The organism is Chryseobacterium sp. G0162 (genome assembly GCF_003815715.1).
In the GTDB taxonomy this organism is placed as follows: domain Bacteria; phylum Bacteroidota; class Bacteroidia; order Flavobacteriales; family Weeksellaceae; genus Chryseobacterium.
Genome location: NZ_CP033922.1, coordinates 1076479 through 1100149 on the forward strand (window position 1 = coordinate 1076479; position 23671 = coordinate 1100149).

The 23671-nt window shown below is 34.7% G+C and carries 24 protein-coding genes; 12 read left to right on the forward strand and 12 right to left on the reverse strand.

The genetic code is table 11. The features are described 5' to 3' along the window. The first annotated feature begins 14 nt into the window (after positions 1-14). The gene (locus EG344_RS04940) at positions 15-1202 is read left to right on the forward strand and encodes a VWA domain-containing protein (protein WP_123908579.1); all 1188 of its coding nucleotides are present in this window, start codon (positions 15-17) and stop codon (positions 1200-1202) included. A gap of 174 nt (positions 1203-1376) precedes the next feature. Here EG344_RS04940 and EG344_RS04945 read toward each other — a convergent pair whose 3' ends face one another. Then, positions 1377-2582, reverse strand: coding sequence for an NAD(P)/FAD-dependent oxidoreductase (locus EG344_RS04945; RefSeq protein WP_123908580.1), 1206 nt, complete (start codon positions 2580-2582; stop codon positions 1377-1379). A gap of 116 nt (positions 2583-2698) precedes the next feature. On the opposite strand from EG344_RS04945, the gene EG344_RS04950 reads away from it, so the two are divergent. Next, positions 2699-3079 carry an STAS/SEC14 domain-containing protein gene (locus EG344_RS04950; protein ID WP_123908581.1) on the forward strand — a complete coding sequence of 127 codons (381 nt, stop codon included), beginning with the start codon at positions 2699-2701 and terminating at the stop codon, positions 3077-3079. A gap of 173 nt (positions 3080-3252) precedes the next feature. Beyond that, entirely contained in the window at positions 3253-3597 is a 345-nt protein-coding gene (locus EG344_RS04955) for a mannan-binding lectin (RefSeq protein ID WP_123908582.1), read from the forward strand. A 121-nt stretch (positions 3598-3718) separates the two neighbouring features. Here the strand turns inward: EG344_RS04955 and EG344_RS04960 are convergent, their stop codons facing one another. Continuing rightward, positions 3719-4921 (reverse strand): MFS transporter, encoded by a 1203-nt coding sequence (locus tag EG344_RS04960; protein WP_185145590.1) that lies wholly within the window; start codon positions 4919-4921, stop codon positions 3719-3721. Between the two features lie 177 nt (positions 4922-5098). Between EG344_RS04960 and EG344_RS04965 the strand changes: the two genes are divergently transcribed. Continuing rightward, positions 5099-6004: an AraC family transcriptional regulator gene (locus tag EG344_RS04965; RefSeq protein ID WP_123908583.1), complete on the forward strand. Its 906-nt coding sequence runs from the start codon at positions 5099-5101 to the stop codon at positions 6002-6004. 258 nt (positions 6005-6262) lie between these two features. On the opposite strand, the gene lipA is transcribed toward EG344_RS04965, so the two are convergent. Further along, on the reverse strand, positions 6263-7129 hold the full coding sequence (gene lipA / locus EG344_RS04970; RefSeq protein WP_123859484.1) for a lipoyl synthase: 867 nt from the start codon (positions 7127-7129) through the stop codon (positions 6263-6265). Positions 7130-7243: 114 nt separating this feature from the next. Here lipA and EG344_RS04975 point away from each other — a divergent pair, with 114 nt between their 5' ends. Continuing rightward, positions 7244-7873 carry a hypothetical protein gene (locus EG344_RS04975; RefSeq protein WP_123908584.1) on the forward strand — a complete coding sequence of 210 codons (630 nt, stop codon included), beginning with the start codon at positions 7244-7246 and terminating at the stop codon, positions 7871-7873. Between the two features lie 293 nt (positions 7874-8166). Here the strand turns inward: EG344_RS04975 and EG344_RS04980 are convergent, their stop codons facing one another. Continuing rightward, positions 8167-8727: an RNA polymerase sigma factor gene (locus tag EG344_RS04980; protein ID WP_068941830.1), complete on the reverse strand. Its 561-nt coding sequence runs from the start codon at positions 8725-8727 to the stop codon at positions 8167-8169. Positions 8728-8936: 209 nt separating this feature from the next. Between EG344_RS04980 and tyrS the strand changes: the two genes are divergently transcribed. Beyond that, complete coding sequence (tyrS, locus tag EG344_RS04985; RefSeq protein ID WP_123908585.1) at positions 8937-10232, forward strand: tyrosine--tRNA ligase; 1296 nt, start codon at positions 8937-8939, stop codon at positions 10230-10232. 109 nt (positions 10233-10341) lie between these two features. On the opposite strand, the gene EG344_RS23790 is transcribed toward tyrS, so the two are convergent. The 3 genes from EG344_RS23790 to EG344_RS04995 form a co-directional block, all read right to left on the reverse strand. Further along, a complete protein-coding gene (locus tag EG344_RS23790) occupies positions 10342-10566 on the reverse strand; it encodes a hypothetical protein (RefSeq protein WP_164464393.1) in 225 nt (74 codons plus the stop codon). Between the two features lie 94 nt (positions 10567-10660). After that, a complete protein-coding gene (locus EG344_RS04990) occupies positions 10661-11662 on the reverse strand; it encodes a T9SS type A sorting domain-containing protein (protein WP_123908586.1) in 1002 nt (333 codons plus the stop codon). A gap of 19 nt (positions 11663-11681) precedes the next feature. Continuing rightward, positions 11682-12146 carry a hypothetical protein gene (locus EG344_RS04995; protein ID WP_123908587.1) on the reverse strand — a complete coding sequence of 155 codons (465 nt, stop codon included), beginning with the start codon at positions 12144-12146 and terminating at the stop codon, positions 11682-11684. Between the two features lie 572 nt (positions 12147-12718). On the opposite strand from EG344_RS04995, the gene EG344_RS05000 reads away from it, so the two are divergent. After that, entirely contained in the window at positions 12719-12925 is a 207-nt protein-coding gene (locus EG344_RS05000) for a hypothetical protein (protein WP_123908588.1), read from the forward strand. A gap of 32 nt (positions 12926-12957) precedes the next feature. Here EG344_RS05000 and EG344_RS05005 read toward each other — a convergent pair whose 3' ends face one another. After that, positions 12958-14637 carry a helix-turn-helix domain-containing protein gene (locus tag EG344_RS05005; RefSeq protein WP_123908589.1) on the reverse strand — a complete coding sequence of 560 codons (1680 nt, stop codon included), beginning with the start codon at positions 14635-14637 and terminating at the stop codon, positions 12958-12960. 298 nt (positions 14638-14935) lie between these two features. Then, positions 14936-15352 (reverse strand): hypothetical protein, encoded by a 417-nt coding sequence (locus EG344_RS05010; protein WP_123908590.1) that lies wholly within the window; start codon positions 15350-15352, stop codon positions 14936-14938. Between the two features lie 203 nt (positions 15353-15555). Here EG344_RS05010 and EG344_RS05015 point away from each other — a divergent pair, with 203 nt between their 5' ends. Both EG344_RS05015 and EG344_RS05020 read left to right on the forward strand, forming a co-directional pair. After that, positions 15556-17529, forward strand: coding sequence for a tetratricopeptide repeat-containing sensor histidine kinase (locus tag EG344_RS05015; protein WP_123908591.1), 1974 nt, complete (start codon positions 15556-15558; stop codon positions 17527-17529). Then, entirely contained in the window at positions 17519-18157 is a 639-nt protein-coding gene (locus tag EG344_RS05020) for a response regulator (RefSeq protein WP_123908592.1), read from the forward strand. The genes EG344_RS05015 and EG344_RS05020 overlap by 11 nt, the downstream gene beginning before the upstream one ends. Before the next feature lie 47 nt (positions 18158-18204). Here EG344_RS05020 and EG344_RS05025 read toward each other — a convergent pair whose 3' ends face one another. Further along, positions 18205-18639 carry a hypothetical protein gene (locus tag EG344_RS05025; RefSeq protein WP_123908593.1) on the reverse strand — a complete coding sequence of 145 codons (435 nt, stop codon included), beginning with the start codon at positions 18637-18639 and terminating at the stop codon, positions 18205-18207. Between the two features lie 354 nt (positions 18640-18993). On the opposite strand from EG344_RS05025, the gene EG344_RS05030 reads away from it, so the two are divergent. The 3 genes from EG344_RS05030 to EG344_RS05040 all read left to right on the forward strand — a co-directional run bounded on the left by EG344_RS05030 (position 18994) and on the right by EG344_RS05040 (position 21612). Further along, a complete protein-coding gene (locus EG344_RS05030) occupies positions 18994-19632 on the forward strand; it encodes an alpha/beta hydrolase (RefSeq protein WP_123908594.1) in 639 nt (212 codons plus the stop codon). Between the two features lie 121 nt (positions 19633-19753). Then, positions 19754-21079: a PDZ domain-containing protein gene (locus EG344_RS05035; RefSeq protein ID WP_123908595.1), complete on the forward strand. Its 1326-nt coding sequence runs from the start codon at positions 19754-19756 to the stop codon at positions 21077-21079. A 5-nt stretch (positions 21080-21084) separates the two neighbouring features. Beyond that, on the forward strand, positions 21085-21612 hold the full coding sequence (locus tag EG344_RS05040) for a hypothetical protein (protein WP_123908596.1): 528 nt from the start codon (positions 21085-21087) through the stop codon (positions 21610-21612). On the opposite strand, the gene EG344_RS05045 is transcribed toward EG344_RS05040, so the two are convergent. After that, entirely contained in the window at positions 21605-22648 is a 1044-nt protein-coding gene (locus EG344_RS05045; RefSeq protein ID WP_123908597.1) for a L,D-transpeptidase, read from the reverse strand. The two genes, EG344_RS05040 and EG344_RS05045, sit on opposite strands and share 8 nt — an antisense overlap. Positions 22649-22760: 112 nt before the next feature. Then, positions 22761-23519, reverse strand: a complete 759-nt coding sequence (locus tag EG344_RS05050) for a response regulator transcription factor (protein ID WP_123908598.1) — start codon at positions 23517-23519, stop codon at positions 22761-22763. Between the last annotated feature and the right edge of the window lie 152 nt (positions 23520-23671).

Consider the following 23671-nt stretch of genomic DNA (forward strand, 5'->3'; position numbering starts at 1 on the left):
TAAAAAATAATAATATGACAACTTTAAAAATCTTAGCCATTGCAGCAGCTTTTTTAAACTTCGGGGCAACAGCACCCCTTAGCTGCTCGAAAAGTGATCCGGAAAACAGAAGCTTAACCGTACAAAATGCTTCTGTACCTACAGTAAATAGGATATCAAAGGACAATAAAATCCAGGTAGCCCTTTTACTTGATACTTCTAACAGTATGGACGGATTGATTGACCAGGCAAAATCGAGGCTCTGGAACATCGTCAATACGTTAACCACTTTAAAGTACAACGGACAGGCTCCGCAAGTTGAAATTGCACTTTATGAATATGGAAACGATGGCATTCGTGATGAAAACTACATCCGTCAGGTCACACCACTCACTCAGGATCTTGATCTGGTTTCTGAAAAGTTATTTGCTTTAAGAACCAATGGTGGAAGTGAATATTGTGGTGCCGTGATCCGGGATGCTTCAGCCAATCTCAACTGGGATGGCAATGAGAAAAGTATGAAACTGATGTATATTGCAGGGAACGAGCCGTTCAATCAGGGAAGGATTGATTATAAAGAAGTGATCTCAAAAGCAAAAAGTAAAAATATCTATACCAATACCATTTTCTGTGGAAGCCGGGAAGAAGGAATCCAGAGCTACTGGCAAAATGGAGCAACAACCGGAGGTGGAAAATACTTTAATATCGACAGTGATAAAAAAGTGATCTATATTGAAACACCTTACGATATCAGAATTTCCGAATGCAATGCCAAATTGAATGACACCTATATTTACTATGGAAACAGAGGTTCTGAATATAAACTGAAACAAATTACACAGGATAAAAATGCAGAAGTACAATCCGTTTCTAATCTGGTAGAAAGAGCAGTTTCCAAATCTAAAAAGAATGCTTACAAAAATGAACATTGGGATCTGATTGATAAAGCTGAAAAAGATGCCGGCTTTATTGCTAATATAAAAGAAAGTGAACTTCCTGATGAACTGAAAGGGAAAAGCAAAGCGGAAATTAAAAAAGCAGTGGCCATAAAATCAGCAGAGCGCGAAAAGATTCAAAGAGAAATTGACAATCTTTCTAAAAAACGTCAGACCTACATTGATGGTGAAATGAAAAAAAGAGGCACTGATGATTCTGATGATCTTGGAAAAGCCATTGAAAGTTCTATACAGGAGCTGGCCAAAAAGAATGGATATACCTTGTAGAGGGATTAACCTTAAATCTCTTTAAGTAACAAATCCTTTTAAATCAAGAACACTTAAGTTTTGAATCTTTTGATTTTCTACTTAAGTGTTCTTATTTGTATCTGCTTATTTCAATATAATTTAGCGGACTAAAGTGTTCAAAATAAAACCTTTCTGATGATGATTAAAGATGTTCTATCTTCCAAATCTAAAATATCCGGATAACGGATGCTTTTTATTTTTCATAAATAAAGAAGCCATTTCCATCCCTGCTGCTGAAAAAGTAATTCCGTTTCCACCAAAACCCAACACAAAATAAGAGTTTCTGAACTTTTGGTGTTCTCCAATATAGGGAAGCCCATCTTTTGTTTCCCCAAAAGTCCCGGCCCATACAAAATCAGGATAAAAGTGATAATCCGGTTTTATTTTCTTTAGACTTTTTAAAATTTCCTTTTCTTTTTTATTGAGAATGGCATCCCGTTTTTCGGCATCATAAAAATCTTCATCTCCACCGCCTATCAACAGCCTCCCATCATCAGTAGTCCGCATATAGAGATAAGGTTCATCGGTATTCCAAACTAATGTACTCGTAATATTTTTAAATTTGTCTTTATCCACTTCGGACACCACTGCATACGTACTTTTCAAATTAACGAAATTCTCTTTCAATAAAGTTTTGCTTTCATACCCGATACAGTAGATTATTTTTTTCGCCTTTATCTGAAAGCCACTGTTTGTTTTAGCAAGATTAAAACCTTTGTGATATTCTACTTTTATCATTTCAGTTTTATCAAAGATTTTCAATCCTTTCCTTACATTATATTGAAATAATTCATGGGCAAACAGAAAGGCATCAATGCTGGCTCCCTGCTTTGACAGGATACCTCCATAAGTATTTTCAAATCCAAATTTCTCCAGCACCTCATCCGCTTGTAGCCATTTCACTTCAAATCCTGCTTTTTTTCTGGCTTCATATTCTTGCTTTAACCATTCGACATCTTTCTTTTTGGAAGCAAAGTATAGTGATTTTTTACGCTTAAAACCAGCACCAGACCGTATTTTCCCTGAAAGGGTTTCAATAGTATCAATAGCATCTGAACATGCTTTATAGCTTGCAGCAGCCCCTTTTTCTCCTATTTTTTCTATTAATTCATAAAGAGGAACATCTATTTCATATTGCAGCATTGAAGTGGTGGCAGAAGTACTTCCATTACACAACTCACGTTTATCAATGAGAATGGTTTCATATCCATCCTTTATCATTTGATGGGCAATAAGACTTCCTGTAATTCCACCTCCTATAATTAAAACATCGCAGTTTTCATCCGATTTTAAAGAAGGGTAACTGGCAATCAATCCGTTCTTTAATAGCCAAAAAGGTTCATTTGATTTGAGATCCATATTGATATTTTACATTAAAAATAACAATATTTATACCTATTTTAACAATTTTAGAGGAATTTATGGTTCAATTATTGTTTGCTTTATTAAATTCCAACCACCATAAAATATTTACTATGATAACAATTATTCCAGAAGCTCCGGAGAATGTTGCGGCATTTAACGCAACCGGGGAAGTGACGAAAGAAGATTTTGAAAAACTGGTAATTCCGCGTGTGAAAGAGAAAGTAGACCAATTTGGTGAGCTGAATTACTTACTGTATTTGGATACCGATCTGGATAAATTTACCATGGGAGCATGGCTCGAGGATCTATTGCTGGGATTAAAAAACCTTGCAAAATGGAATCGGGCAGCTATTGTTACAGACAAAGAAGGCGTACGGGACTTTACGGAGATTTTCAGTGTCCTGATGCCGGGAGAGTTCAAATCTTTTCCAAAAGAAAATTTATACAATGCACTTTACTGGTGCAAAAACGGGAATGAGGTTGAAGTTTAACCAACCTTACACAATAATGAAAGACTGTCTGAAAAGGCAGTCTTTTTAATTATATATCAATAAATATCAAACAGATACGTAAAAACACCTAATCCCAAATTTAGTACATTATACTGTAATTATATCCCTAAATAGTGATTACATTTGTCATACTAATCACAAAAAATTACACCATGTCAACATTCAAAACCAACATTATCGCAGGTCCACTTTGGAGCAATGACGAAGCACAAAAATTAGGACCACGTATTGCTGCGGCACACCTAGGAAAGTTTACCGGACAATGGACTACCATTGTAGAAGGACAAATGAGCGTTATAGAAGTTGAATTAAATACGGAACCAACAGGCAATACAGAATATACTTTAAATGTATTGGCAGGTCCTATTTGGAGCGACGAAGATGCTAAGGCAATTTGTCCTGCTATCTGTGCATCGTATGGCGGTACATGGAACGGACAATGGACAACAGTTGTAGAAGGCAAAATGAGCGTTTGCAGCTGTGTATTTAAATTCTAGTATAAAAAGAATAATGTATTAATTTAAAAAAGCTGCCTCACAAGTCTATTTTTTAACTTTGAGACAGCCTTTTTTATGTTTTACTGTTTTGTATCCTCACAGATATAAGAAATTATTAATCCTATTTATCACAAGAAACACGCTCTGTCATCACTTCTTCTTCGTTAGCTTTTGGTGAACCATACAAGTACATATACCTTACGCTGATTGCAAATCCGATAAAGGTCATCCCCACTCCTACCAATGACGGATAATTGAATGGTAATCCATATTCTAAAGGAATTCCACCAAAGAAGGCTCCCATTGCATTGGCTATATTAAAACCGGCCTGCATAAAAGCTGCAGCCATCATTTCACTTTTCGGTGCCGCTTTCATCATCATAATGTTAATGGGTGCTGCAATAGACATTGATAATGCCCCACACATAAATGTCAATATGAAAGCAATATTCTGATGCTCGGAAAGTAAAAATACTCCTACCAGGGAAATCATCATTAAGAATATCAAGACTGCACAAGTTTTTTCCGGACCTAATTTATCTGAAATAATACCTCCAGCAAGGTTACCTACGACCATTCCTGCTCCGGCAAGAACCATTACATAGGCCATTTGACTGCTTTCCACTCCGGAAATCCCGGTCATTAATGGAGTAATGTAACTCAACCATGTGAAAAGACCACCAAACCCAATGGCTGTAATTGCCAATACCAGCCACGACTGTTTCTTTTTAAGGAATTTCAGTTCATCCAGAAAGTGGGTATCCTGATTGGCTTCCATTGCAGGCATCCATAATTTTAAAAATAACAGCGCAAAAACACCAATTAAAGCTACGATAGCAAAATACAGTCGCCAATGGAAAGTATGCCCAATATAGGTTACCAAAGGAACCATCACCAGATTGGCCACGGTGAGTCCTGTAAACATCATGGATATATAGAATGCTTCCTTCCCTTTTCCTGCCATTTTAGCGGCTACTACAGTTCCTACTCCGAAGAAAGCTCCATGAGGAAGTCCGGACATGAATCTTATAATCAGCATTATTCCATAATTGGGAGCAATAGCAGAAAGACCATTAAATAAAGTAAACAGGATCATAAATGCAATCAAAACTTTTTTGGGAGGAAATTTCACCGAATATCCAATCAGAAGCGGTGCTCCGATTACCACTCCCATTGCATAGGCAGAAATCAGATGCCCCACTTGCGGAATAGTGATTTCCAGTGTTTTTGCAATATCTGGCAATAGCCCCATAACGGTAAATTCTGTGGTTCCTATTCCCAACCCGCCAATCGCCAACGGTATTATTCTTTTATCAATCTTCATTGTACTTTCTTTTCTGAATTAATGTATTGAAATTAATAATGGTAATCCATCTTTAATTTTGAAAGTGCAAAATTCGAAAGAAAGATTGAATTTCACACGTCTTTGAATGATAAAAATTTGCTCCATATTAACCTTTTTATTTAATTTTAACTCTATAAACAATCAAAACAGAACAAAATGAAGATCCAGAAAGAAATCATAACGTTTGAAAAAGGGAAATCATTTAAACTATTTGCCCCTTCCTTAAAGAATTGTTTTTTCTGGCATTACCATCCTGAAATAGAGTTGGTTTATGTAGAAGCTTCAAACGGAATCCGGCATGTTGGAAAAAATATTTCAGGGTTTACAGACAGTGAACTTCTGTTGATAGGTGCGAATGTTCCTCATCTCAATTTTGATTACGGGATACAGACAGAATGTAAACAGTTAGTATTGCAAATACGCGAAAATTTTCTCCAGGATATCATTCTTCCTGTTCCTGAGTTTGAGGATATTAAAAATCTTTTAGAACGTTCCTACCTTGGATTATCATTCTCCGGGGAAACCAAAAGCATCGTTGTTGAAAAACTTCAGATTCTTAAGAGTAAAAACTCATTTGAATCATTAATAGGACTCCTTGAAATATTACAGATTCTGGCCAATTCCACTGAGGTAAATGAGCTCAATAAAGAAGATACAAGAATCAAATGGTTCCTGAACGATAAGATCAGAATGGGAACCATCTACGATTATATTCATGAAAATCATGATAAAAAGCCTAATGTAAACGAGATTGCCCAGATTGTCAGTTTAAGCACACCTGCTTTCTGTCGGTATTTTAAAAAGCAAACCAATATGACTTTCACAGATTTTGTCAATAATTACAGAATCAATCAGGCTAAAATTTATCTGTTAAAAGATTCTTCTGTCACTGAAGTTTGTTTTCAGGTAGGATTTGAAAGCCTTTCCTATTTTAATAAACTGTTTAAGCAGCATACGGGTGAAACGCCTTCAGAATTTAAGAAAAAGCATTTTAAACCTATTGAAATTAATGGCCGGATCGGGGTGATTAACCGGGAGTCTTCTTGTAATAAATCGTTTTGATATTATCTTCAGTTATTGATTTCTACCACAGATCGCACAGATTTTCACAGATGAATGGGAATAGTTTTGATATCAGGTTATTGTAAACCACCCCCTCGAAAATTCTTTGAATTTTCGCCCCCCTCCAGAGGATGAGAGTGATGGAGGCCGTTGCTTATTTGTTGTGGTTAAAGAAGTTTGCTGCTTCCACCCTATTACCATTACCTATTACTTATTATTACAAAAAAACAACCGCCCATTACTGAGCGGTCTTTTATTTTAATGAATATGTTTTTCTGCGTGATAAGAGCTTCTAACAAGAGGAGAACTTTCCACATGTCTGAAACCTAAGCTTCTTGCAAAGTCACCCAACTCATCAAACTCTTCCGGAGTAATAAATCTCTTTACAGGAAGATGTTTTTTAGTGGGCTGTAAATATTGTCCAAGAGTGATAACATCTACATTCGCATTTCTGATGTCTTCAATTGTTTGGAAAACCTCATCTTTAGTTTCACCTAAACCAAGCATAACCCCGGTTTTAGTTCTTCTCTGTCCTGCTTCTTTTAAATATCTTAATACCTCAAGGCTTCTTTCATATTTTGCCTGGATTCTCACTTCTCGGGTCAAACGTTTTACCGTTTCCATATTGTGAGAGATCACTTCAGGAGCAACATCAACCAATCGGTCAATATGCTTGGTGATTCCCTGGAAATCCGGAATCAATGTTTCCATTGTAGTTCCCGGAGAGATTCTTCTTACAGCATTCACTGTTTCTGCCCAAAGAATAGATCCCATATCTTTAATATCATCACGATCTACAGAAGTAAGAACAGCGTGTTTAATCTTCATTAATTTGATTGAACGGGCCACTTTTTCAGGTTCATCCCAGTTTACATCAAGCGGTTTTCCTGTTTTTACTCCACAGAATCCACAGCTTCTTGTACAGATATTTCCTAAAATCATGAACGTTGCCGTACCTTCTCCCCAGCACTCCCCCATATTCGGGCAGCTTCCGCTTTGGCAAATGGTGTTTAATTTATATTTATCAACCAAGGTTCTCAATTCCCTGTAGTTCTTTCCCGTAGGAAGTTTTACACGAATCCACTTTGGTTTTTGAACGGTAGTGTCTTGAACTGAATTTTCCATTTCTAAAATTGAAGTTCAAAGTTAAGGATTTTTTAATGGAAACCATCAACCGAAGACATTGATGAAACTTATAATTCAAAATATCATTGTACATTTAAGCTCAAAATCCATTCCATGAAAAGATGCTTTTTCCTTTTATCAATTGTTGCCAGCACCTATTGTTTTGCGCAACAAAAGTTCCAACCGAAAGGTTCTACTATTCTTCAAACGGTGGATGGAGATCTGGATGGAGATAAAATTCCTGAAAAAGTAATCATCTATAATACCAAAGACACTGGTGAACTTGGTGAGGTTCGCGAAATTCAAATCCTGAAAAAAATAAATAACCAATGGACCATTCTTGAAAAATCAACAAATGCCATTCTTGATAGTGAATCCGGAGGCATCATGGGTGATCCTTATTCCGGAACCAGTATAGAGAAAGGGATTTTGATTATCAATCATTTCGGTGGCAGCAGCTGGAAATGGGCCTATACGGATAAATACAGATATCAAAATGGTCATTTTGAGTTGATAGGACATACTTCAAGTTCGGGAAGGCCGGGAGATTATATCAAAGAAGTAGATTTTAATCTTTCCACAGGGCAAATTAATTTCAGAAATGACGTTGATAACACTAAAGAATATGGCCCTTCGCAAAAGGAAACTTATATTAAAAAGGGAATCAAGATTAATCTTCAGAACAGAAATGATAAGAGTGTAAAAATTATACTTCCCAAGACCAAGGAAGAAATTTTTATATAGCTTGCCAAGAATTCTTACATGAATGTTAGGAAACCTAAAGGTGCGAGTTTTCTTTTTCAGGTTATTGATAAGGCGCAAGGAATTGATCTGAGATAAAATTATGAATACATATTAATTACCATTAATGCCCGAATAATTCTATACATCTCCCATAAAAGGTCTCTAATAAAATATTTTACTATTTCCTATGGATCTATGTGGTTTAAAATATGGAAACATATAGGCCCAAAGCTTTAAAGTTCAAACATAAATCTTTAGTGGCAAAACAAATGTCTTAGAGTTTTCCGAAACTGTTAATTGTCTTCAAATTCATTGTTTTTCAATAGCTCAGCAAGAACTTTTTTAGCTCGCATCACCCGAACTTTGGTATTGGCAACAGAAATTCCCAGTTCTTCAGCTATTTCCTTGATACTTTTTTCCTCAAAAAACCTCAGCTTAATAATATCCTGATAATTGGCATCCAGAGATTCAATGGTTTTAATGATTTTCTTTTGCTCTTCTTCAGAAATGAGAAGTTCTTCGGGGGATTTTGCATATTGATTTTTTACCTCATCAAGGTTTTCAACAGCGTCCTCGTTTTCACGGTTCTTTTTTCTCCAAAAATCAATAACTGTATTCTGAGCAATTGTGAGAATCCAGGTTTTAAACTGAAAATGCGGATCGAACATATCCAATTTCGATAGGACTTTGGAAAAGACATTCACGGTAATCTCATCGGCATCGTTTTCATCTTTTACTTTTTTCATCACAAAAGAGAAAACATCCACCCAAAAAACATTGATGAGTTTAGTTTGGGCCTTCTGGTCTTTATCTTTGGCCTTTTGAATGAGCAGAAATAGCTGTTCGTCGTTCATTAATAACAAATATAGATTATTTGAGTTGAAAATGCAAAGCGTACATGACTGTCAATAGTGAATTTTGCTTCACAAGTGAATCGTCAGTCAGGAAATGTATTAATTTTATCTACTATTTCAGTCCTTTTGCCATTTTACCTTTCCGGGCTTTCGCCTTTATACTTTTGAATTTATTATCTTTGCAACTTAAAATTTTAAAGAAAAAATCAATGAATTCCTTTATAGAAGAACTGAAATGGCGTGGTCTGTTTGCTGATATGATGCCTGGAACCGATGAACAACTGAATAAAGAGGTAACTACTGCATATATTGGTTTTGATCCAACGGCCGATTCTTTACATATCGGAAGTCTTATTCAGATAAAAATTTTAGCACACTTCCAGCAACATGGTCACAAGCCGATTGCTTTGGTAGGTGGAGCTACAGGAATGATCGGTGATCCATCAGGAAAATCTGCAGAGAGAAACCTTTTGGACGAGGAAACGCTTTTGCATTATGTAGATTGTTTGAAAAACCAACTTTCAAGATTCTTGGATTTTGCAGGAAATGAACCGAATAAAGCGGAACTGGTAAACAATTACGACTGGATGAAGAATATTTCTTTCCTTGATTTTGCTAAAAATGTGGGAAAGAACATCACAGTTAATTACATGATGGCTAAGGATTCTGTAAAGAAAAGATTTTCGGGAGAATCTGGTGCAGATGGAATGAGTTTTACAGAATTTACCTACCAGCTGATCCAGGGATATGATTTCCTTCACCTATACCAAAACAACAATGTAAAGCTTCAGATGGGAGGTTCTGACCAGTGGGGAAATATCACTACCGGAACAGAATTAATCCGTAGAAAAGCTCAGGGTGAAGCATTCGCTTTAACAGTTCCTTTGATTACAAAAACTGATGGTTCTAAATTCGGAAAATCTGAAAGCGGAGAAAACTATTGGTTGGATAAAAAGAAAACTTCACCATACAAATTCTATCAGTTCTGGCTAAATGCTACGGATGAAGATGCTGAAAGATTCATTAAGTTCTATACATTCCTTGGAAAAGAAGAAATTGAAGCATTAATTGAAGAGCATAAAACAGCCGCTCACGAAAGAAAGCTTCAGAAAAAATTAGCGGAAGAAGTTACCGTTTGGGTACACGGAAGAGAAGAATACGAAAAAGCACTTAAAGCTTCTGAAATTCTTTTCGGACGTTCTACAGCGGAGGACTTGGTAAGCCTTGATGAAGAAACATTCCTTGAAGTTTTTGACGGAGTTCCACAAAAGGAAGTTGCAAAAGCAGATGTATTAGGAATAAACATTGTTGACCTTCTTTCTGAAAAATCAGGATTTTTGAAATCTAAGAGTGAAGCACAAAGAGAAATCAAAGGAAATTCAATTTCTGTCAACAAGCAAAAAGTAAATGATACTTTTACAGCTAATGAAACTGATCTTATTGATGGCAAATTTTTATTGCTTCAAAAAGGGAAGAAAAGCTATTTCATTGTGAAGGTTATTTAATTTTAATAAATGAGGCGGTTCGAAAGACCGCCTCTTTGTATTGATAATTTATCTAAAAATAAAGTTCTTATTCTTTTAATTTTATATTTCTCCTGTATCAACACCGTTTTTACTTTATTTGCTTAACAGAATTAGGAAGACTGTAAGTGACATTCCTTTTTTCATCAAGAAAATCTATTTTTGTCATTCCTGCTACTGGTGAGCGCTCTTTGTTCGAAATCGTCACCCTGAGCCGACCATCCTTTTGAAGAATATTGATGCGTACAACATCAATTTCATCAAATTTCTTTTTGTTTTGGGAAGAAAACGCAGTCAAAAATATAAAACCCGCCATGAAAATCATTACTATACATACAATCTGTAAACGGAATACCTTTGTTCGAGTTTAGCAATAATTTTGAAACGGATTTGAATAAAACTGATCGTGATTATTTTTTAATAACTTTCCTGATCTGTGTTTTTCCATCTTTAAAGCTCATTTTCAGGTAATAAACTCCTAAAGGGAATCCTGAAATATCAACCTTATCTGCTGTATCCGACTCATAAATTTTTCTACCTTCTGCATTGCTAAGTTCTACTTTGTCAATAAGTTCATTATTTTTTATGGTAATAAAATCTGAACTTGGATTGGGATAAATATTAATTTTCCTATCCACTTTTATGTCATCCGCAGATAAAACAAGGTTATTATTTCCATAGCTTAAGCTACGGTTATGAACGGTAGGATATCCTGTCACTGTTGTATCAGCAAAAGCTATTGTTAGTAAAGCCCCCGAATAACCGGACGAAATCCAGGTATACATCTCAATCACAGAACTAGTAAAAGGACTTCCTGTTACATTGGTAGATATATTCATTACTCTTTTCATTCTTAAGGTATTGGGAAAAGTACCTAACGGCGTCTTAAGTGTTCCGTAAGCATCTACCGTCACGGTATGATTCCCGGTTTCCGATGTTCCCGCAGGAGTGCTATGTGCGGTCCATGAATCTGTAAACGACTGTAAATAGGTAACCGGAAACTTAAGTTCCAGTTTAGGATCATCAAAAGTGTATAAAGTTGCTCCACTCGGGTTAGTAGATTTATTACCAATTGTGGAAAGCTCATTATTTGAATACAACATGTAATCATATGTATATGAACTTCCGCTTCCAGCCCCTGTCATTTTATTAGCTCCGGGAAAATCTGAACAATTAGCATTACCGGGACAATTGTACATCGTCTGCGATATTGTTGCAGCAGAAGAATATTGAGAAAAATCCCATGACACATTGGCTCCCGATGGACCTGGTGCTAAGCTGCCTAATGTTGTAGGATCTGCATGCTGGTAAGTAGTGGTTCCCGGCTGGATGGCATGATCAGCTGAAATAACCGGCTGGGCCATCAGTTTCGCCATAGTCACAATTAAAAAAGTAAAATATATTTTTTTCATAATGATCTTATTATTCAGTTTACTTTATTCGAATCTCTATAGTTCCTTCATCAAAACTTTCAACATTTTTGTCTGTAAAGATATTCTTTGCTTTGGGCTGTATACTTTCCAGCAGCTTCTCAGAATTCCCGGAATGCTTTACCGTAACTGTAGATAACGAAGCATTATATTTCATACTGCTGCCAGTAACTCCTTCAGACCCTTCAATGATGGCATTGAGCTTTTTCAGATTGGTAAGGTCTATGTTGGAAATCTTTATGATTGTCTGGTTTTCATCTGCCTTAGCAGTGACTTTGTTCTGCTTGTTTTTTTTCCCAAATAACGAACTTATTTTCCCTCCTGTTTTAGAAGCCCTGTCCGCAGTATTGGATGCATTATCTACTTTACTTACTGCGTTATCTATTTTGTCTAAAAAGCTCTGTGCTTTTGCGGATGAGATGCCGATCACGGATAAGGCAAAACTCATTAGTACTATTTTTTTCATATTATTCAGTTTAAAGATTAGTAGAGTTTTTATAATTATTTTGTAATACAAATTTTGTTTAATCCGAGTCAGGAAAAAACTATATCAGTGAATATTTTATAAAAAACAACAGAACTTTTTATAAAAAGTAAGCCTCAAAAAAAACAATATAAACAACTAATAAACAATATATTAAACACAATAAAACATTCTCATATCTTTCTTAATTTGAATTATGATTTAATATGAGTCTTTAATTCTTAATTTTATATTATTATTCAACTATAAAACAAAAGCCGGGGCTTCAAAGTTTCTTATGAATAAAAATTACATCCAGATAATGAAATCATTAGAAAGCCGGACCAAGCTTAATTCAAAAAAGTTATCAAGAAAGAACTGCAAACCATTACCGGTTCGGGATTTGTTGATGAAGATACAGGTGACAGTAATAAGTAATAATGGTAGAGACACAATAATGTCGGAAGCTCAGGAAATAGTGCATATTATCCGGATCTTATTGGCTACCTGATGAAAAAGGAAATTTTCAAAATTCCGACCCTAACAACACTTTTTAATAAATAAAAATACCCATTATGAAAACACAACACATTAAAAAATTATCTAGAGAAGAAAAGTTAAGCATCATTGCCGGAAATACAAAGCTAAATGAAGAGGGAACTAACGGAGGAGGGACCAATAACGGTAGTGGTTCAGGAAATATTCTGAACCCGTGTCTTGATAAGATTACTAAATGCCTTTCTTATAATAAATGTAAACAAGAATATGTTACCCAGTGCTAAACAAATATCTCTTCATTCGTGAAAAACAGTACTTATAAATTTTCATCGTTTAATTTTTCAATATACTGAAACGGAGTAACTCCCGTTTTTTCTTTGAATGTCCTTGCAAAGGAAATCCCATTTCTATACCCCACCCTATCAGCCAGTGCCTGGGTAGTATAATGCCTTAATTTTTTATCTTCTGACAACTCTTTCAGTATATAATTGATTCTTAATTCATTGGTATATTCACTGAACGATTTTTTTATATATTTATTAACTGTTTGTGAGAGATAAGTAGTATTGGTACCTAATTTTTTTGCCACATAAGCCTGGTTATATTCTTTTTTGAGGTAGAGTTTTTTTTCCACCAGCTCAAGAAACCTTTCCATAATCTCAGCTTCTTTTTCATTACTGATTGTAAATTGATTTCTTTTGGCTTGTATATTTAAACTATTATTCTTTACCTGCAGCAAAATATCATCAAGATGTTTTTTAATTTTTTTCTTTTTACGGATTTGATAGAAGAGATAGGCAATAATACAACCTAAGAGTAAAAACAGGATAATGATAAAAAGCAAACGTTCTCTTAACATCGAAGAACTTTTATCGATCTCATCATTCAGATTTTTAGAATTAATTTCTTTGTAGATATCTGCAATATTCTTTTTCTCGATTTCAGAATTTCTCTTATAAAGCCCAATAAATTTACTATTATAAAACGCTACAGAGTCTGTTTTTCCTTCTGCAAGATATATTTTGGATAAATAATCCTGGGCAAAGATATAATCGGTATTTATTAGGGAATCTTTTTCCATTTGCTGGGAAAGTGCAAGAAAATTATGTTTGGATCTTTCATAATCATCAGACTCATAAAAGTTGACCCCTAAATTATATTTAAGATTGAAAATTTCATCCTTAAACTTTAAATCCTGGTAGATGTTCAGGCTTTTTAAATAATATTGGGTTGCTTCAGAATAGTTCTTCTTCTTATTATTGAGTGTACCCAGTTTCAGATACGTAACCGCTAGAAGCTTTTTATCTTTTGTAGAACGAAGCAGCTGGTTAAAATTTTGTAGAGCACTATCTGCATATACCCTGTTTTTTTGAGGATCTGAAATAAACTTATCAGAATATAAATGTCCCAGGTTGGAAAATATATTATTATAAATCACCTCAAAGGTTTGCGGCTCATATAGTTTTTTATTTTCTTTCAAAAGAGAGAGAACCTCATGAGTCTCTACAATAGCATCGTCCGTCTGCTTGATATTGAGCTTTACATAAGCAATATTCCCTTTGATTTTAATATGTTGGCAGATATCATTATTCTTTTGGGCAAAGAAATCTGCTTTTATAAATTTTTTAAGGGCTTCTTCCGGTTGGTGGTTAGCCATATCAGTATTGCCCAAAATATTATATATATGAGATAAATTTCTGTAGTTATTCTCTATCTCAGGGATCCTATTCAGATAATGATTAATTTTTAAGAGGTAAGGCTGTGTATTCTCCTTTTTTCCCGTAATGGTCAACAAATATCTTTTTGCTGCGTAACCAAAAGCCTGGTCCGCATCATTTTGGGAAGAAAAAATTTCATCCACATATACCAGTGCACTGTCCACCCCTATTTTTTGATAGATAAAGAATTTATCTTTGTAAAATTGGATATCCTTTTTCTGTGAAAACACAACAGAAAATACAATCAAGAATAAAAATACGGTAATTCTTTTTTCCATCTTTTTGTATTTAAATAGTACATCAATATACTTAATTTACTCTTTACTACGTAAATACATTAATCTTTATTTTTTTATGGCATTAATACGGAGATTATAGCTATAAAATATTGTAATGAGCATTCAATATTGATCTGGAATCAAAAAATAAGACTTTATTGATGGCAAGTTTTTATTGCTTCAAAAAGGAAAGAAAAGCTATTTCATTGTGAAGGTTATTTAATTTTAAAACGATATAAAGAACCGGCGCTGAGATAAATCTCAGCGCCGGCTTTTATTTTGAAAGTATTATTAGTTTTTAAAATATATAACTTGCAGAAGCGGATAAATACTGACCACTGGAAGTTCCTTCTTTTTTCAGTTCACCATCTACCCAAATTTGAACTTTTAAAGTAGAAGATGCATCGACACCAATTGCATTTACCACAACATTAGCATTGTAAGCACCTGCTTCTGATGTCACTTCAGGACTTGACCATGTTGTTCCACTAAGGCTTGAAGCCGTTGTAGCATTCCCGTCAATTCCGTACACAGCTGCATCAATATTAGTTCCCGCAGAGGCAATAGCCTTAAAAACTACTTTATGGCTCTTTTTTGCTCCATTTACATTATCATCGTCATCTTTACTACAAGACGCTACAAACCCTAATAATATTGTTGCAAGAAGCACTACAAATGTACCTTTCAACAGTTGGCTTATTCCTGTTTTTTTCATAATCTTTTTGTTTAAATTTTAGTTACTTTATTTGATATTCTATGATTAGTGATTCCGTACCTGCAAAGCTATTGGAGTCATTGAACTTTATCAATCCTGAAAATTGTGTAATTTTTTCTACCTAAATTCTGGTATTTTTTATGCTAAAATTTTTAAGTAAATTGACCGTTTATAAAAAATATATTCTACAGAACTGATACCTGATGAAGAGATTACTGATCCTGTTAAGCATACTACTGTCCTTTGGCCTACAATCACAACAATTGATTCCCCTTAATGAGAAACCTTATTTGGACAGCTTACAAAACGTACTAAGAAGTGGCGGAACTACGGCAGCAAAAGTAAATACCACTTTTCTTTTGTCAAATTATTATAGAAATATTGATTCTCTTTTAAGTAAAAAGTATCTGGAAAGTGCAAAAACTCTTATCAAAAGTGATGCTTTTCTTTCAGCTAAATATAATTTTTACGAAGCACAATATAATCTTGATCGAAATAAAGAGAAAGCCGCCATTTCTTACCAAAAAGCGATTAAAGCATTATCAAAATTCAAAAATGAAGAATCTGATCTTCTTCAGGCAGCAGCCTGGTATAGCTATGGGGTCACACAGAAAGACAAGGAAGGTTATCCTTTTTTAGTGAAAACGATTCTTGAAAAAAGTATTCCATTGGCTAAAAAATATGAAAATAGCAGGAATCTTGGACTTTTATACACTCAGCTTGCCGTTATCCTTACTTACAATGCAGAATTTAAAAAATCTGAGGAGTATAATACTAAAGCTTTAAAAATTCTTGAAAAAAACTATCCCAATTCTCCTGAACTATTCTTCACCTACTTAAATTTAGCCAATAATTTCTGTTATCAGGCCAAAGGGGATGAAGCTAAAAAGTTTTTGGATAAAGCCGAAGCACTCATTGGTCCTCATCCGGATTCCTCCGTGAATGCTTTTTATTATTATGGTAAAACGCTTTATTTTATTACCCGACAAAAGAACCCGGAAGCATTACCCGTTATTGAAAAAGGTATTTATTATGCTAAAACTTTTAATCAGAATCTATTGGCGCAGATGTTTTATTTCAACAAATATGACATTTTAAGAAAATTAAAAAGGTATAATGAGGCTAAAGGTGCTTTAGAAGATATTTTAACAGAAAAATCGCTTGCTCTTGATCTCAATAACAGAAAGACCATTTATAAGCAGCTTTCTTCTTTACATGAAGAGATGGGGAATACAAAAGAAGCTTTAGGTTGGGAACAGAGATATTCCAAACTTAATGATAGTCTGAATAGTGAAAATGTGAAGCTTGAGATCAATAAAATTGAAGCCAAGTTCAATACAGCAGAAAAAGAAAGAAAAATTGCCACTTTAAACGCTGAAAAGAACCAAAAAGAACTGGAAGTCAACAAGAAAAACTCCTATTTATGGGGATTAAGCCTTATTTTATTATTAGTTATAAGTCTTTTGATCTTCCTTTATATCATTTTGAGAAAGAATAAAAAAATCTCTAAGCAGAAGATTAATGAGATCAAACAAAAGGAAGAACTCTCTTTAACAAAAGCTATTCTTGAGGGAGAAGAAAGGGAAAGAGAACGTATTGCAAGAGATCTTCATGATGGATTAGGGGGAATGCTAGCTGGAGTAAAAATCAATTTTTCAACATGGTCTGCCAGTCATTTGGATCCTAAAAAAGACCAGGAGTTTTATAAAATCCTGGGACAGCTGGATAATTCTGTAGGCGAACTTCGGCATGTGGCAAGAAACCTGATGCCTGAATCATTGCTTAATTTCGGGTTGGAAACCGCCCTCAATGACCTTTGTGAATTTTACAACAGAAAAGATATTGAAATTGATTTCCAGGCAATCAATATTGAAAAGAATCTACCATTAAATATTCAGCTTAACATTTACAGGATTGCACAGGAATTATTGGCTAATGCTATCAAGCATTCTGAAGCCACCGGTATTTTATTACAATGCTCCCAATCTGAAAAAGATTTTTTCATCACGATTGAAGACAATGGAAAAGGTTTTGTAAACAACAAAGAACAAAAAACCAAAAGCATGGGGCTCCGTAATTTAAAGAACAGGGTGGATTACCTGAAAGGAAACATGGAGATCAACTCAGACAGCCAAGGTACAACGATTAATATAGAACTCAACATAGATGGAGAATGAAAAAATAAATATTGTCATCGTAGACGATCACCCTATCGTCATTGAAGGTCTGAAAATGATGCTGAAAAGCCAGCCTTCATTCAATATTCCGGAAACTTTTACTTCCGGTTCGGAGATCATCCGTTTTATGGATTCCAATAAGGTTGATATTATTCTTTTAGATATCACACTACCTGATGCGAATGGTACAGAACTATGCAGGGAAATCAAAAAGAAATCTCCAGAAACGTCAGTGATTATGTTCAGTAATCGTTCGGAAAGGAGTATCATCATGCAGTCTATCCAAAACGGAGCCAGTGGTTACCTTCTCAAAAATACATCTATTGAAGAACTGGTGATTTGCATCCAAGGAGCATTATCCGGTGACATTGTTTTTTGTAATGAAACCAAACAGATCATCAGCAGACCTTCTCAAAATGAGTTGCCAATTCCCAGGCTTACTAAAAGAGAAAAGCAAATCCTGCATCTTGTAGCACAGGGTAAAACAAGCAATAGAATTGCAGAAGAGCTTTTTCTAAGCCCACTCACTGTAGATACCCATCGGAAAAATCTTCTGCAGAAATTTCAGGCTAAAAATTCTACAGAACTCGTAAACCAGGCTATAGAATATAATCTGATTGAAAAATAAAAAAAACCGCTCTTGCAGCGGTTTTTATTTTATATAGTAAACTTTATTTATGGCTCAAGGAAGCTAAAAGCAACTTTTACAACCTGATTATCACCTTTTCCTGTAACTTTAGCAGTTCTGGCAACCTCTCCATCTATCAAAAGAGTAATGGTAAGTTCTGAATTTGCCTGTGGCAATACAGCATTCGCAGCAAAATTGATCTGTGCCTGGCTGGAATTAACCCACATTTCACCACTTGTCCAACTTTCTTTTAAAGGTGCAGTAGGCGTACTGTATATAGTATTCTGTGCAGTTCCTACCTGGGTTACCACAGAGATAAGCTCTGATCCTGTAGTAGCTTTCGCTACAAATTGAACCACATGATCCTGAAATTCATCATCGTCATCTTTTTTACACGAATTTACCACAGTAATCACTGAAAATAACAAAACGAATAAAGAAGAAAGTCTAAGTAAACTTTTTAAATTGTAAAATTGCTTCATTTCTCCAAATAGATTTTTTAATGTTCCAAATATAAGTTTTTTATTAATATAAAAATATCTTTAGTGAAAATTTTACAACATTTTTTTACAAAAAATATCAAATCAACAAAAACAGAATTCACTTTAAAAAACCCAATAATACAACGCAATCCTCTAATTATTAAACATAAAACATCATTATATTTAGAATTATTTTAATACTCATAAAAAGTAACATTACAAAAATAGAATTATTGTGTTTTTATTTAAAGATTAGCGTTTACTTTTTATCTTTTGAAAATGATTTTTTTAGCTCTCATATATGAATCATAAAAGTTAAGATTTACAATGTAATTTATTAATTATATTTGCTGTATGAATTTAGATTATTTAGTAAGAGAGCCGGAAAATATTACCTCTGCTACTCCTATACTTTTTATGCTTCACGGCTACGGCAGCAATGAGCAGGACCTTTTCAGCTTTAGAGAAACCCTTCCAAAAGATTGGATCATCATTAGTTTCAGAGCTCCCAGAGATACTCAATTTGAGGGATATTCATGGTATGATATTAATTTTAACGACCCTGAAAATTTCATTGATGTTCCTCAGGCTAAAGAATCTTTAAATGCTGTACTGGAAAGTATATTAAAAATCATAAATAATTATGGTCTCACTGAAAGCAAAGTTCATTTATGCGGATTCAGCCAGGGAGGAATATTATGCTATGCTCTGGCATTAAAATATCCTGAATTATTTACAAATGTTGCCTGTTTGAGTTCTTATGCAGAAGAAAAGATTCTGGATGGAATTGTAAAGGACAAAAAGAAACTGGAAAAGCTGAGATTCTTTGTATCTCACGGTACAGATGATGCTGTGATTCCTATTGATTGGGGAAGAAAGGCTGCTGAGCTTCTTTATGACCTCAATTGTTATTTCACATTCAGAGAATATATGAGCGGGCATGGAGTCAATCAGAAAAATTATATGGATTTAATGGATTTCTTCTCAAAATAAGCAGATTCCAATTTTAAAATAAATTCAATAAAAATAACAAATCTATTGTAGTTCGTATAAACATTCCAGTATTTGGAATGTTTTTTTATTACCATAAAGATAAATTCAGTAAATTGAGTATATGAAACTAAAGCTACTTTTACTGGGTTTATTATTGGGTATTTTTATCCATGCACAGAACTCTTTCAGACTACTCAATACTCAGAAAACAGTCATCCCTTTTCAGCTTATCAACAATCTGATTTTTATCCCAGTCAACATAAATGGAGCCAACCTAACCTTTATGGTGGACACCGGAGTAGCAGAAACCATTCTTTTCAGCCTGGACAATAAAGAAGTTAAGCTGAGTAATGTTGAAAAAATAAAGTTTTCCGGGCTTGGAGGAAGCCTAAGTATAGATGGATTAAAATCAGAACGTAATATCGGTAGAATTGGAGATGAGATCATCAATACTTCTATGTCTCTTTATGTGATTCTTGATGAGGAATTCAATATTTCCTCTCATGTAGGAATTCCTGTAAACGGCGTTATTGGTTACCATTTTTTTAAGGATCACCCGATCGCTATTGACTATATTTCTAAAAAAATAACGGTTTATGAGAATATGGATCCTTTAAAAAGGAAGATTAGAAAATTTGATGAAATGCCGATCAGTATTGAAAAAGATAAACCTTATCTAAACGCCGGCGTAGAAATGACCCGTGAAAAGAAAGAATCAAAACTTCTTATTGATCTTGGAAACAGTGATGCAATCTGGCTCTTCCCTACTCTTATTAAAGATTTTGTTTATAACCGTCCTAATATTGATGATTTTCTGGGCCGTGGATTCAATGGAGATATTTATGGTAAAAGAAGCAGAATCCATAATTTTTATCTTGGTGATTTTAAATTTGAAAAACCGCTTACCGCTATGCCTGATGAGTTCTCTATTCAGCATGTGAGCCTGGTCAAAGACCGGAAAGGCTCTGTAGGAGGTGAAATCATGAGACGATTTTCTATTATTTTTGATTATGCTAACAATAAGCTATATTTGAAGAAAAACAGAAATTTTGACGATCCTTTCCATTTTAATATGAGTGGACTGGATTTTAAACAGGACGGACTTGAATGGCAGCAGGATAGAGTGAAAATTGAAACTCAAACAATGGGTAGTACAACTAATACAAGTGAGGTATATAAAGACTCTTTTCAATATAAATTCAGTCTGAAACCTTTATTTTCTATTGCTGGAGTGAGAAAAGATTCACCGGCTTATGTAGCAGGCTTAAAAAAAGACGACAAAGTGATCAGTATCAATGGAGACAAAACAGCAGACATGAAGCTTGAGAAAATCCTTGAAATCATGAAGTCCTCAGAAGGAAGAACGATCACCATGGTTATTCAGAGGCAAGAAGAAAAACTTACTTTCCGTTTTAATTTGGAAGATCCGATCCCTTATCAAGAATAAACAATATGACAACTGAAGAAACTACCTTAGACAGAATAAGAACGCGACCAAGATTTAAGATGTTTACTCATCTTACCAAGGAAGAGTATGCTGAAAATCTGAAAAAATATCTCGCTGAACATAAAAATGAGTTTTCTGGCAACATCAATAAAGAGGTTGCTACCATTTGGGTGGAAACAAAATTTGATAATTACTGGAAACCGCGTCTTGCTTTGCGCGTCGAAATGGAAGATGATGAAACAGTAATACGGGGAGTTTTTGGTCCCAGCTCTGCGGTATGGACATTCTTCATGTTTCTTTACTTTTCCTTTTCTATTCTTTGGATGACCTTTTTCACTATGTATTACGTGGAAAAACAAATAAAAAGCGCCGAATACCCTTGGGCACTGAGCGCTTCTTTTATCATGTTATTTTTTATTCTTCTCACTTATATTGCGGCAAGATTCGGGCAGCATAAAGGGAAAGATGAAATGCTTAAGTTAAGACAGTTTGCTGAAGAATCTACTTTACAATTTGAGAAGAAGATTATTTAGACAAAGTATCTGTAGGCCTTTCATTCTGAATAGGAGTAGCCATTGCTTTTGCTGTTTTAATGGAATCGGCTACTTTTTCTCTGTTAGCCTGTTCCTTCAGCATTTTAGGAACATCCGGTTCCAATAATTTTGTAAGCTCTTCAACAGATATATTATTGGCATTTGGGTCATTTAGAAGCTTTTTCCATGGTCTTCTTCCGCCCCAATTATAATCACCAAATACCATTACCGCTGTACCTCTCGCCTTTGTAGTGGCACCCCCTGGATTCAGTATCCATGTATCAGCATAAGAATACAGCCATTGTGCATCTTTTCTTAATAGTCTTAAACAGGAATGTGATGCAGGATATCCAGGAAGTGTATATTCGTGCCAGCCGATACCCCCTATGTTATGGATATTAAAATTGTAAGGAAGTTTCCATTCACTGCTTACTGTAGAAATGGACAGTTTCTTTTTCCAGTTGGCAAAAGTGAGTCCTCTCGTTGTCTGTGCAGTCTTTTTCCCCATACTGGTTGGTCCCCATTTCACAAGACCTCCGTTAGAGTATACCGCATAAGCCTGGATCGGATAAGAAAAGATCACGAATTTCTTCACACCACTTAACACGTCAAGCTGCATAGGAAATGGAGAATACGCCATTAAGGTAGTGTCTATTTTAGCAGGAACTACCAAGGTATCAGCATTCCATTTGCTTTTAGAATCCAGTCTGTTTAATGCTAAAATAGCCGTGCGTTCCTTCTCATCATACTTTTTACTGAATGCTGCATATACAGAATCCCGCATTTTTTTATCTTTTGGAAGGACAAAGGCATTATAAAAACCATTCTCCTGCATCATAGGCGGAGCAGATTCTTTTTTAACCACAGGCACTGAATCTTTCTTTATAGAGTCTTGCTCTGTTTCCGGAGTTTCGGAAGCAGAAACAGTATCTTTAAAAGTATCGCTGATTTTTTCTATTTCCTTTTTACAGGAAACAAGGAATACTGCACATAAACAGGCGTATAGAAATGATTTTTTCACAGATATGTTCTTCATAAATAAATTAAGGTCATTTAGTTTGGCTACCCAGTACAAATATCAGACCTAAAATTGAATCCTAAAAGACATTATGAAAAATACCGTAAAAAAACGGTGATTCAATATTTTTTTAAAGCAGTTTATTGGTTTTCGCATAAGATAACGCTTCCGCAATATTGCTTACACCAATTTTTTCAAAAAGTTTTTTGCGATGAAATTTCACAGTATCTGCCGTAATAAAAAGTTTATCTGCAATTTCACTGATCGTATGACCACTGGTGTACAGGCTTAAAATTTCATATTCTCTTGAAGATAGTTTTATCTTTTCACTTTTCTCCCATTTATCTGCTATAAGATCATATTTCCAGATTTCATCAGAACCTTCCTTACTGAGGACTACATTTCCGGAAGACGTATTATTAGAAAGGGAAACAGCACACAAAGCTTTCCAAACCTGCCCATCTTCGGTAAGGAACATAGGCGCCAGTTTATGATTAACCAGAATCATATTCTTTTTACTATTGATCAGATTGAAGTCATAGGAAATAGAATAAAGCTTCCTGTCCTCTATCGGAATCTTATCATAAAATTTAAATCCTGCTTCATTGATCTTAACCAGCATTTCCAAATCCTCCGGTTTCACATTCTGGAAATAAAATGCATAACCGAGATTCTTTACTTCTTCTGAGGTTTTACCACATAGAAAAAGAGGGTTTTCTGAAACATATTCAAACCCCTTAGTTTGATAATTGATAACATACAGGCTTTGGTAGGTGGTTCTGGCAAGTGCTTTTACAGCCTCAAGATAATCCGCGTCCTGACTGAAATCAATGTCAGCATCTTTACTGACCTCATTTTTTTCGTTAAAAAATCTTTTAATCTGTTCCATATTTTTTAAAAGCTTTTCTCACTACTACACTAAAGGATAGTTTTTAACTTTTATACCACAAATCTACACAAAAGTGTAGCAATTCTCAAAATGCTGTGATATAGATTTGCAAACGATTTGCATGATTGTACCTTTTTCAGAAATACCATCGT

Coding starts and splice junctions, on each gene's coding strand:
- EG344_RS04940 (WP_123908579.1), top strand. CDS start 15: ATGACAACTTTAAAAATCTTAGCCATTGCAGCAGCTTTTTTAAACTTC.
- EG344_RS04945 (WP_123908580.1), bottom strand. CDS start 2,582: ATGGATCTCAAATCAAATGAACCTTTTTGGCTATTAAAGAACGGATTG.
- EG344_RS04950 (WP_123908581.1), top strand. CDS start 2,699: ATGATAACAATTATTCCAGAAGCTCCGGAGAATGTTGCGGCATTTAAC.
- EG344_RS04955 (WP_123908582.1), top strand. CDS start 3,253: ATGTCAACATTCAAAACCAACATTATCGCAGGTCCACTTTGGAGCAAT.
- EG344_RS04960 (WP_185145590.1), bottom strand. CDS start 4,921: ATGAAGATTGATAAAAGAATAATACCGTTGGCGATTGGCGGGTTGGGA.
- EG344_RS04965 (WP_123908583.1), top strand. CDS start 5,099: ATGAAGATCCAGAAAGAAATCATAACGTTTGAAAAAGGGAAATCATTT.
- lipA (WP_123859484.1), bottom strand. CDS start 7,129: ATGGAAAATTCAGTTCAAGACACTACCGTTCAAAAACCAAAGTGGATT.
- EG344_RS04975 (WP_123908584.1), top strand. CDS start 7,244: ATGAAAAGATGCTTTTTCCTTTTATCAATTGTTGCCAGCACCTATTGT.
- EG344_RS04980 (WP_068941830.1), bottom strand. CDS start 8,727: ATGAACGACGAACAGCTATTTCTGCTCATTCAAAAGGCCAAAGATAAA.
- tyrS (WP_123908585.1), top strand. CDS start 8,937: ATGAATTCCTTTATAGAAGAACTGAAATGGCGTGGTCTGTTTGCTGAT.
- EG344_RS23790 (WP_164464393.1), bottom strand. CDS start 10,566: ATGGCGGGTTTTATATTTTTGACTGCGTTTTCTTCCCAAAACAAAAAG.
- EG344_RS04990 (WP_123908586.1), bottom strand. CDS start 11,662: ATGAAAAAAATATATTTTACTTTTTTAATTGTGACTATGGCGAAACTG.
- EG344_RS04995 (WP_123908587.1), bottom strand. CDS start 12,146: ATGAAAAAAATAGTACTAATGAGTTTTGCCTTATCCGTGATCGGCATC.
- EG344_RS05000 (WP_123908588.1), top strand. CDS start 12,719: ATGAAAACACAACACATTAAAAAATTATCTAGAGAAGAAAAGTTAAGC.
- EG344_RS05005 (WP_123908589.1), bottom strand. CDS start 14,637: ATGGAAAAAAGAATTACCGTATTTTTATTCTTGATTGTATTTTCTGTT.
- EG344_RS05010 (WP_123908590.1), bottom strand. CDS start 15,352: ATGAAAAAAACAGGAATAAGCCAACTGTTGAAAGGTACATTTGTAGTG.
- EG344_RS05015 (WP_123908591.1), top strand. CDS start 15,556: ATGAAGAGATTACTGATCCTGTTAAGCATACTACTGTCCTTTGGCCTA.
- EG344_RS05020 (WP_123908592.1), top strand. CDS start 17,519: ATGGAGAATGAAAAAATAAATATTGTCATCGTAGACGATCACCCTATC.
- EG344_RS05025 (WP_123908593.1), bottom strand. CDS start 18,639: ATGAAGCAATTTTACAATTTAAAAAGTTTACTTAGACTTTCTTCTTTA.
- EG344_RS05030 (WP_123908594.1), top strand. CDS start 18,994: ATGAATTTAGATTATTTAGTAAGAGAGCCGGAAAATATTACCTCTGCT.
- EG344_RS05035 (WP_123908595.1), top strand. CDS start 19,754: ATGAAACTAAAGCTACTTTTACTGGGTTTATTATTGGGTATTTTTATC.
- EG344_RS05040 (WP_123908596.1), top strand. CDS start 21,085: ATGACAACTGAAGAAACTACCTTAGACAGAATAAGAACGCGACCAAGA.
- EG344_RS05045 (WP_123908597.1), bottom strand. CDS start 22,648: ATGAAGAACATATCTGTGAAAAAATCATTTCTATACGCCTGTTTATGT.
- EG344_RS05050 (WP_123908598.1), bottom strand. CDS start 23,519: ATGGAACAGATTAAAAGATTTTTTAACGAAAAAAATGAGGTCAGTAAA.